Annotated in this window: 8 protein-coding genes; 7 read left to right on the top strand and 1 reads right to left on the bottom strand. The window is 61.3% G+C overall.

The features are described from left to right. The first annotated feature begins 122 nt into the window (after positions 1-122). From rplU to NW844_RS11310, 7 genes are all read left to right on the top strand, one after another. Complete coding sequence (gene rplU, locus NW844_RS11340) at positions 123-530, top strand: 50S ribosomal protein L21 (RefSeq protein WP_414335739.1); 408 nt, start codon at positions 123-125, stop codon at positions 528-530. Positions 531-589: 59 nt separating this feature from the next. Further along, positions 590-859, top strand: coding sequence for a 50S ribosomal protein L27 (gene rpmA / locus NW844_RS11335; RefSeq protein WP_414335737.1), 270 nt, complete (start codon positions 590-592; stop codon positions 857-859). 107 nt (positions 860-966) lie between these two features. Next, a complete protein-coding gene (locus tag NW844_RS11330; RefSeq protein ID WP_414335735.1) occupies positions 967-2448 on the top strand; it encodes a cellulose synthase in 1482 nt (493 codons plus the stop codon). A 227-nt stretch (positions 2449-2675) separates the two neighbouring features. Beyond that, on the top strand, positions 2676-4451 hold the full coding sequence (locus NW844_RS11325) for an MBL fold metallo-hydrolase (RefSeq protein ID WP_414335734.1): 1776 nt from the start codon (positions 2676-2678) through the stop codon (positions 4449-4451). A 65-nt stretch (positions 4452-4516) separates the two neighbouring features. After that, entirely contained in the window at positions 4517-5272 is a 756-nt protein-coding gene (locus NW844_RS11320; RefSeq protein WP_414335732.1) for an ABC transporter ATP-binding protein, read from the top strand. A gap of 82 nt (positions 5273-5354) precedes the next feature. Continuing rightward, a complete protein-coding gene (locus tag NW844_RS11315) occupies positions 5355-5930 on the top strand; it encodes a TIGR04376 family protein (protein ID WP_414335731.1) in 576 nt (191 codons plus the stop codon). Between the two features lie 197 nt (positions 5931-6127). Continuing rightward, complete coding sequence (locus NW844_RS11310) at positions 6128-6424, top strand: PipX family protein (RefSeq protein WP_414335729.1); 297 nt, start codon at positions 6128-6130, stop codon at positions 6422-6424. A gap of 212 nt (positions 6425-6636) precedes the next feature. Here the strand turns inward: NW844_RS11310 and pheS are convergent, their stop codons facing one another. After that, the gene (gene pheS, locus NW844_RS11305; protein WP_414335728.1) at positions 6637-7638 is read right to left on the bottom strand and encodes a phenylalanine--tRNA ligase subunit alpha; all 1002 of its coding nucleotides are present in this window, start codon (positions 7636-7638) and stop codon (positions 6637-6639) included. Positions 7639-7729 lie beyond the last annotated feature (91 nt).

The raw sequence follows: 7729 nt of genomic DNA, 5'->3' as shown, positions 1-7729 counted from the left end.
GGGGGTGAGGGAATAGCCCCAGCTGACAGAGGGCAGGTTTTTCCGCTAGCATTAAAAATCGCTGTCAATGCTCGGATCAGGTTTCAAGACCCGCAGGGGCACCTGTACGGCAAGGAAAAGGCATGACCTACGCGATTGTGGAAACCAGTGGCAAGCAGCTTTGGGTAGAGCCGGGGCGCTTTTACGACATCGATCGCCTGCCCGGCACAGAAGAGAACAGCCCTTTGACCCTGTCCCAGGTGTTGTTGATTAACCATGAGGGACAGGTGACCCTAGGCCGTCCCTATATTGCCGAGGCCGTGGTCAGGGCGCGGGTTCTGCAGCACCGCCGCGGCAACAAAATCATCGTCTACAAGATGCGGCCGAAGAAAAAGACCCGCAAGAAAAGAGGCCATCGGCAGCCGCTCACCCGTGTGCTGATCGAGTCCATCGAACTCAACGGGGCGCCACTGGCCGCCGCTCAGGCTGCCTCGCCATCCACTTCTGAGATGGCAATTGCTGCAGCCGGGATCCCCGAGGCGGAGGAATAGATCCTAAACTTAGGATCCCAACTTATCTTCGGCGACGACACACTTGCACAGGAGGCATTATGGCTCACAAGAAAGGAACCGGCAGCACCCGCAACGGCCGCGACTCCAATGCCAAGCGGCTGGGGGTGAAGTGCTTTGGCGGCGAGCTGGTGCATCCCGGCTACATCCTGGTGAGACAGCGGGGCACCAAGTTTCACCCAGGGGTGAACGTGCGCATCGGCGGCGATGACACTTTGTTTGCGGTAGCCACCGGCATTGTCACCTTTGAGCGCTACGGCAAACGGCGGCAGAAGGTGAGCGTTTACCCGGCTGAGGCGGCTGCCCAATAGGTGGCCTTTTTTCCCGTTCTGGCCAGGACAGCCCATTTGTCCCATCCCCCCCAAGCCAACAGAGGGATCCCAGCTTGGCCCAATGCCCAATTCTGTGTGGAGCGCCTGTGAGATCTGGGGCTGTGCGGGTGTACTTGTTTCGTGGCGTGGGGTTGCTCCACCTCATTGCCGGGGTGGCATACCTCTACTGGCGCATCACAGCCGGGCTGACCGGTCTGGGATCCCTTGTGTTTTGGGGGGCCGAGCTGTACGTTTGGCTGGCGGCGGTGGGCTTTATCCTCAGCCGCTATCCCCAGGTGCCGCGAAAGGGAGTGCCGACGCCGGAGGTGCTGCGGCGGGCGTTTTTTCAACTGCCGCGGGTGGATGTGCTGGTGATGCGCCAGCGGGATTCTGTGGAAGCGACCCGGCAGACGGTGCTCTCGGCCCTGCGCCTGGATTACCCCTGGGAGCGGCTGTTTGTCCATGTTGTGGATCGGGTGGAAGATGCGGAGATGGCCAAGGTGGCGCGGGCCATCCCCTGCGAGTACTGGCCTTGCCCCAGGCCAACCCTGGATCCCCTGGCTTACATGCTGGGATGCGGCCAGATCCAAGGGGAGTATCTGCTCCTGTTGCAGCCGGGCCATTTTGTCGAGCCGGATTTTTTGTGGCAGACGTTGCCCCTGTTTTACGACTCGCCAGAGCGGGCTCCCATCGCCAATGCCACCGGCTTTGTGCAGGCGATGCTGCGCACCCTGGGCCGGCCCCAGGCCGTCCACCCCCTACAGCAGCTTTTGGCGGTGGGATCCCAGGGCTACCAGACGGCGCCCCTGTTGGGATCCGGCTGTCTCATTCGGCGGGCAGCCCTGGAGGGGATCCCGCAGATCGATATCCGCCGCCCTGTGCAGTTGGGGTGTCAGATGCACTGCCGCGGCTGGCAGTCCCACCTGGCTTGCCAGGCCCAGGTCACCGGCGTTTTGTTGCCCTTGCGCAACCGTCGCGTGGCTTTGCTGGCGATTTTTTCGGCCTTGCGGGAAAACCCCTTCTGGGGCAAGGCCACCACGCAGCAGCAGCGCTTCCAGTACCTGTGGCTGGCCCTCTGGGCTGCTGGCGGCGTGGCAGAGCTGGCCTATTTGGCGGTGCCGATCCTCTTTCTCTGCACGGGCTGGATGCCGGTGCCGGCCTTTGACAGGGTCTTTTTCGCCTGGTTTTTGCCCTATGCCCTGCTGGGGCGGATCACCTGTCTGCTGGCCTTCCCCCCCTCGCTGTGGGGGGCCGCGTGGCGGTCAGAACGGCAGACGGGCAGCCAGTTCTTCCAGTCTATCCAGGCGCTGGTGCAGAGCTTGCGAGGCGGGATCCCCTATCCTGAACAGCCGTCCCAGCTTTCCCTCGGCCCGCAGGCGCTGGCTATTGTGCTGACCTTGCTGGCGATGGGGGTGGGATCCCTGCGCTTTGCCGGCAACTGGGATCCGAGCTGGCCGGAGCTGATCTTTGGCTTGGTTTGGGCCTTCTACAACCTGATGATCCTGACAGTGCGCCCCGACGATCACGATTTTGCCGGCTTTGCCCTGTCCAGCAGCAGTGCGGCGACGGAAGAGAGCGCCAACCCCTAAACTGCCCAGCCAACATCCATTGGCTGCTGCAGAGATAGAATTGCAGGCTGCCGCAGCGGCTGGTGGGCAAACGCTATGCTGTGAGAAACATACAACGATTGACTCGGCACAGGTTGCCCCCAACTCTCCGGGGAGGCGTACCGGTGGAGAGGCGGGATCCCTGGCCAAGTTGCCCCTGATGTTTGCAGAATTGAACGCAGTTTTCTGGGTTTAAGAACGGCACACCTGTGGAGTCAGAAAGACCCCCCCTTCGACTGTTTCCCCTGGGCACAGATCCCCGGCAGCAAGGCTGTGCCTACTGGCTGGAGATGGGATCCCACCGCTTGCTCCTCGATTGCGGTTTGCCTGCTTCCTCCCTCTTCAAGGCCCTGCCAGGGATCCCAGACGCGGTGATCTGCAGCCACGCTCACTTTGACCATCTGCAGGGGCTGCCCGCCTTTCATCGTCGCTACCCGCAGGTGCCCCTCTACGCCACCCCGGTGACGGCTCATTTGGCCGGCGGGTTGTGGGAGCGCGGTGTTTGGCCAGGCTACGACCGGGATATTCGCTTTCCCCCTTTTCGGGCGCTGCCCTTTGGCCGGGCGCGGGAGATCTTGCCCCACCTGATGCTCACTTTCTTTGCGGCCGGGCACCTGCCAGGGGCGGCGGCAACCCTGCTGCAAAATACCCAGACCACTCCAGCCCAAACCTGCGTGTACACCGGCGACTGTTCCCTGGCCTCAACTCGCTTTGCCCCCGGCCTGGATCTCGCCGCTTTGCGCCACTGGCAGCCGGACGTGCTGCTCATCGAAGCCTCGCTGGGATCCACCCGCCATCCGCCCCGTCGTCATCTGGAAAATCGCCTGGTGGAGCGGTTGCTCAGCGCCCTGGAAGCGGGGCAAACGGTGCTGTTGCCGCTGCCGGTGTTGGGGCTGGGGCAGGAGCTGATCTTTCTCCTCAAGGCCCACCACCGCTTTACCCAATCTCCCCAAGCACTGAAGGTGTGGGTGGCGCCGGGTTTGGCGGCAGGCTGCGAGCTCTACGAACGCTTGCTCCCCTACCTGCCGGAGCCGGTGCGCAACTTCGCCACCTACCAGCCCTTGTTTTGGGAAGACCGCCTACAGCCACAGGTGCAGCCCCTCACGGAGGCGGATCCTCTGCCCCAAGGCCTGCTGCTGTGCGATGCCGATGCTGATCCCAAGGCCTGGGATCCCATTTGGTCGAGGTTGTTGGCCCAACCGCAGCGCTCCTGTCTGCTGCTGCGGCTGCCGGAAGTGGAGCTGGCCACCCCGTTTGAGCGTTGGCCGGCACCGCTGCGCTCCCGCCTGGCGGTGGAATGGATGACCTGGCACAGCCACAACGATGTCGGGCATCTCACCCAGATCATCCACACCTTTCGCCCCCAACATCTGGTTTTGGTGCACGCCAGCCCCCAGCAAGCGCAGGATCTGGCGGATCTGCCAGAGCTGTGCAATCGCTACCATGTCCACTGCCCCCAGTCTGGCCATTGGCTAGAGCTGGCCGACGGGCGCCTGCAAACCCCGATCCAGCCCCCAGATGCTCCTGCCGAGGTCAGGGATCCCGCGGTGCGCTACGAGGGGGAGGTGGAAGAAATTTGGCAGGAACAGGGCCCGCCCCGCGCCTTGGCCGGAGTGCAGGTGCGTCTGCCGCCCCAGATCGCCCAGGATCCCCGCTGGGCCGCCTGGGCCGATACCGGCCTGGTGGAAGCCCGCTGGCAGGGATCCGAACTGGTGCTGCGCGGCCTTGCTCCACGGGAGCTGATCCGTCCGGCAGAGGCTGCCCCCGCCCCAGCAGGAATCATGTCGCGTCCAAAACAGACTTCTGCCTCCACCCATAACGGTGGCAGAAAGTGCCAGAACTGCCGCTTTGCCCGCCAGATCTTGACCTCACAAGCCCAAGCCTTTCGCTGCGACCAAGAGCGCTCTCCCCTCTACCGCCTCCGGGTGGATCCGCAAGGAAGCTGTCCTTACCATCAGCCGCTGGAAATCCGCTCTTCCGGTTAGCTTCCAACAAGCCCCGAAGCCACAGCAGCCCAAAGGCTAGAATGGGACAAGTCGCGGTAGCCACCATGCCTGAGCAACAACCCTGGGCAGCTCGCCGTCAGGGGCCGGTCGGATCCCTGGAGCGATCAGCCGACGCCTTGATCCCACCCCGCCCGCCCGTGGTGCAGATGGCTGGGGTGAACAAGGTCTACTCGCTGCCGGAAGGCAGCTTTCAGGCCCTCTACGACATCAACCTAACGATCTGGCCGAGAGAGTATTGCGCCATCATGGGGCCCTCGGGCTCCGGCAAGTCCACCCTGATGAACCTCATGGGCTGTTTGGATCGGCCCAGCTCAGGGCGCTACTGGCTGGACGGCGTGGAAGTCTCTACCCTGACGGATCGGGAGCTGGCCCGGATTCGCAACCAAAAGATCGGCTTTGTCTTCCAGCAGTTTCATCTGCTGCCTGTTCTGACAGCACTGGAAAACGTCATGCTCCCCTTGGCCTATGCCGGGATCCCGGAGCCAGAACAGCGCCGGCGGGCCAAGCAAGCTTTAGAACAAGTGGGCTTAGGGAGCAAACTGCACCAGCGCCCAGCCCAGCTCTCCGGGGGCCAGCAGCAGCGGGTGGCCATTGCCCGGGCCGTCGTCAACCGACCGCAACTGTTGTTGGCTGACGAGCCCACAGGAGCCCTGGACAGCCACACCGGTCAGGAAGTGCTCAACCTTTTTGCCGAGCTCCACCGCCAGGGCATTACCCTTGTCGTGGTTACCCATGACCTGAAAGTGGCCCAGGTCGCCCAGCGCATCATCCGAGTTGCCGATGGGCATTTGCTGGCCTAGGCCGGGATCCAACGGGGGCCTATCGGGAACGAGCCGGCTTGCGCTAGCCTAAACGCAACTGAGCGCTCGGCAGGATCAGACCGTGAAATTGATCGAAGATATCATCCGATTTTTGGAAACCCGCCTAGAGGAATTCCTCAGGGCCCACCCCGAGATCGAGTTGCAAGCCCTCGACGAGCAGTTGCGCCAGCAGGAAGAGGATACTCGACGCCTGTTACAGGAAAGCCGCGCTCAGAAGCAAGACCTGAGCAAGTCTCTCTCCAAGCTGGGCGAGGAGATCAAGACCTGGCACTTTCGCATCGAAAAAGCTGAGCAGGCCAACCGCCCCGATCTGGCCGAAGGGGCACGCAGACGCGAAGCCGAACTGCTGCAGCAAGGGAGCCGGTTGTTCAACCAAGGGAAATCCCTAGAGGAGAAAATCCGGCAACTGGAAGCTCTACTGCCGCAAATTGCCCAGCGCCGCCAAGAGGTACAAACCAAGCTACAAGAAGTCAAAGCCGCACAAGCCAAAACTGCCGCCGAGCGGGTTAGCCCCTGGGAAAAGCTGTTTGAGGAGGATAAATTGGAGGAAGAATTTCGTCGGCTGGAGATGCGGCTAGCGGTAGATAAGGAATTGGATGACATGAAGAAAAAGGTGGGGGAACAGAAGCGGCGATAGCAGCCCGACCTGTGCCCAGAAAAACTTTGTTAACCTCGAATCCAGTTGCAACAGCCAAACCAAAATCAAGCTGGGTGGAACCTATAATTTCAGCTCTCGGTCTTAAGAGCCGGAGCAAAATCGCTTCGGAGACTTTCTCCGCCACCGAACGAGAAGGAAAGCCCCTCTTCTCCACCAAGAGTGATACGCTATTGGGCATGAATGAGTTGTATCTGAATCACCCCACATTTGGTTTGCTCTACAGCCTGTGTCGGGTTGACGAAAGTCAGGCCATCTTCACCACCCTTTATGCTCAAAGGCTCTTTTTTCGGGTTTACTTCAAGCCGCCGGATAACAACGGGGATCCTGCTGCCGTGGAGGAGCTGGTCTTTGATCCGATTAGCCGTAACGAGGCTCGCCAACTCATCGAAGAGCAGATGCGCCTGCTGCGCCGCGCCGCTCGTCAAGACGAGCTAGAACAACTGCAGTTGATCTATAAGCAAACCTTTTCCTAGCGGGGCTCCTTCTGAGAGTCTGGCATGACCTTAGGGCAAGGGTTACGTCCCCCCAGACAGCCGCTTATGGCCACTTCAAACTAGATTAAGACACTTCCCACGCGTCCCTCGCCACTCCCCTCACCCCCAGCCCCTCTCCCTGAGGGAGAGGGGAGTCGAGAATAGCGCCCCGCGTCGCTGGCGCAAACGAAGCCTTGAAATGACGATAAAACCTAAAACTGGGACAGAAAGCGCAGGTCGCTGCTGTAGAACAGCCGGATATCTTGAATGCCGTGTAGGAGCATGGCCATTCGCTCGATGCCGATCCCTGCCGCAAACCCGGTGTAGCGCTCCGGGTCATAGCCCACCGCCTGAAACACATTGGGATCCACCATGCCACAGCCGAAAATCTCCAGCCACTTGGAGCCAAAGCGCACGTCCATCTCGGCGGAAGGCTCGGTGAAGGGAAAATAGCTGGGGCGAAAGCGGGTTTCTCGCTGGCCCAACAGGCGAGTGACGAACTCCTTGAGGGTACCCTTCAGGTCGCAAAAGGTGAGGTTCTCGCCCACCGCCAAAATTTCCATCTGGTGAAATACGGCAGAGTGGGTGGCATCGACGGTATCGCGGCGCATCACTCGCCCGGCATGGACAATGCGCAGCGGCGGCTGGTGCTGCTCCATGTAGCGCACCTGCACCGAAGAGGTTTGGGTGCGCATCAGATAGCCCTTTTCTAGGTAGAGGGTATCCTGCATGTCCCGCGCCGGGTGGTCGGCAGGGGTGTTGAGGGCCTCGAAGTTGTAGTACTCCGTCTCGATCTCCGGGCCGTGCACCACCGTGTAGCCCATCCCCACAAAAATATCCAGCATGCGGTCGATGGTGGCCTGCAAAGGGTGGATCCGCCCCAGAGGCCGACGCGGCCCCGGCATGGTGACATCCAGCCGCTCTGCTTCTAGGCGCTGCAGCAGTTGAGCTTCGCCAAGGGCCTGCTTGCGCTGCTCCAGGCTGGATTGGAGAGACTCTTTGAAGGTGTTGGCCAAAGCGCCAATCGCAGGCCGTTCTTCTGGGGGCAGCTTCCCCATTCCTCCCAAGATCTTGGAGAGCTTGCCCTTTTTGCCCAGGTAGTCGATGCGGAGCTGCTCCAGAGCCTCCAGATCGGCGGCTTGTTCCACTTGGGCAAGCGCCTCACTTTGCAGGGTGAGAAGCTGCTGGCGGAGCGTGTCTTTTGCGTCTTGCATGGGGCCAATTCCAAGGGCAGAAGGGATCCCCGAAGGGCTGAATAAGTCCCTACAAAAGTATCACAGGAGGAAGCCCGGTCTTGACACTCCC

It is taken from the genome of Synechococcus sp. H55.2 (assembly GCF_047462495.1).
Classification (GTDB): Bacteria; Cyanobacteriota; Cyanobacteriia; order Thermostichales; family Thermostichaceae; genus Thermostichus.
This window is presented reverse-complemented; position numbering and strand designations above follow the sequence as displayed.